Raw genomic sequence first — 1537 nt, 5'->3', positions numbered from 1 at the left:
TCAGACTGGAGACAAAAGGCATATTTCGAGATGAAATATGCCTTTTGCTTATGCTATTTAACAATATTAGCTGAAAATCCCCATAATATGACGCCCTCCTATCCCTATTTCTCATGATTTTTGCCAGTTTTTTCATATTTAAGCACGCAAAAGTCAGACCGAGTTTCATGTGCAACTTGTCTCGGCCATTTTCATGTGTATATCTTAAATTATGATGTTCTTTTGCGGTCCCAAATAACCGCTCAATCGTCTCTTTTCGTCGCCGATATGTGGTTTTCCCCCATGTCGTCAAGCGATTTTGCTCAATTTTATCTAGATAAAGCTGCCAAATATGTCTGAATACGGTTTTGCATTGGGTTTGAGAGGTTGTACAGTTTTGTAACATTGGACAGGTTTGACAATTGGCCTTACTTGTTCGGTATTCTTGATAGCCATCCCGTCGAGTCGTTCGGTAAGTGAGCTGTTTACCATTGGGACAGGTGAAGCTGTTCTTTTGATAGTCATAAGAAAACTCACGTTTTCGAAATAGGTCTTTTTTCCCACGTGGACGCGTATAGGGAAATAAGCCCGTCCGACCATCATCTAGCAATCTTTTGGCAATGGCTGGTGTTTTATAGCCAGCATCTGCGACAATCGTATCAATTTTTGGAAACTTTTTTGTTAATTTCGCGTATAAATCGAAGAAAGCACGACTATCATGCACATTCCCACGGTCTGCTGTATAACCAAGTACCCAACCGTTGGTATCACAAGCAACCTGGGCGCAATAAGCAAAAACTTCTTTATGCTCCCCTTTATGAAACCAACCACTATCAGGATCTGTGGTTGAACGCTTACTATTTTTTACCTTTTGTTCTTTTGATTTTTTGAAGGGCTTTTTTTTAGCTTTTGAGCGCACCTCATCAATCTCTTTTTCTAAATTCTCTTGATAAATCAAGGCCTCAACCGCAACCTCTTGATTTTCACTCTGATGCCGATTGGCATGCGCCTTGATATGGGTGCCATCCACATAAATGAGTTTTGGTTCAACCAAGTCAGCTTCAAATGCTTGATTCAGCACTTCATAAAAGATCTCCTCAAACAAGGTTGTATCTTTAAACCGTCGACTATAATTTTTACCAAAGGTCGTAAAATGTGGCACCTTATCTTGAAAATCAAGGCCAAGAAACCAGCGATAAGCCACATTTACCTCGAGTTCTTTAATGGTTTGACGCATACTTTGGATACCAAAAAGATATTGGATGATGGGTATTTTGATGAGGAGTACAGGATCTAGACTAGGCCTACCATGATCAGGACTATACCTGTCTTTTACCAAATCATAGATAAACTCAAAATCGACATATTGATCAATCTGCCGTAAAAGATGGTCTTTGGGCACTAAATCCTCAACAGCGTAGTAGCCCATTTGAGCTCTACCAATCATTGTTTGTTTGTGAAACATAGCTATTCCTCCAGTATGACTGACTTCATAACTTAAGTTTAACAAGAAAAAAGAAAAAATACGAAAATTTAACGTATTTTGTCTTCAGTCTGA

1 protein-coding gene is annotated in these 1537 nt (G+C 39.1%); it reads right to left on the bottom strand.

The window, feature by feature from the left end:
* A partial coding sequence (locus RU86_RS11710; RefSeq protein WP_245810525.1) for an IS1182 family transposase occupies positions 1-1444 on the bottom strand: 1444 nt, incomplete at its 3' end.
* Positions 1445-1537 lie beyond the last annotated feature (93 nt).

Source organism: Pseudolactococcus piscium (genome assembly GCF_002441695.1).
In the GTDB taxonomy this organism is placed as follows: Bacteria; Bacillota; Bacilli; order Lactobacillales; family Streptococcaceae; genus Pseudolactococcus; species Pseudolactococcus piscium.
The sequence above is the reverse complement of the archived record's forward strand: the minus strand, read 5'-3'. Positions and strand labels throughout refer to the sequence as shown.